We start from the raw sequence: 258 nt of genomic DNA, 5'->3' as shown, positions 1-258 counted from the left end.
GAATGGGAAATCTCATCTTGAGGGGGGCTTCATGCTTAGATGCTTTCAGCACTTATCCCGTCCGCACATAGCTACCCAGCGATGCCCTTGGCAGAACAACTGGTACACCAGCGGTGCGTCCATCCCGGTCCTCTCGTACTAAGGACAGCTCCTCTCAAATTTCCTGCGCCCGCGACGGATAGGGACCGAACTGTCTCACGACGTTCTGAACCCAGCTCGCGTACCGCTTTAATGGGCGAACAGCCCAACCCTTGGGAC

General features: G+C 56.6%; 1 rRNA gene (only partly in view). It reads right to left on the bottom strand.

The features are described from left to right. A 23S ribosomal RNA gene (locus ACFUN8_RS37305) occupies positions 1-258 on the bottom strand (its annotated part continues 1320 nt past the right edge of the window); the annotation flags it as partial.

The sequence above is a fragment of the Streptomyces sp. NPDC057307 genome (genome assembly GCF_042667665.1).
GTDB lineage: Bacteria > Actinomycetota > Actinomycetes > Streptomycetales > Streptomycetaceae > Streptomyces.
Note: the sequence above shows the minus strand (reverse complement) of the source record. Positions and strands in the feature narration are given on the sequence as shown.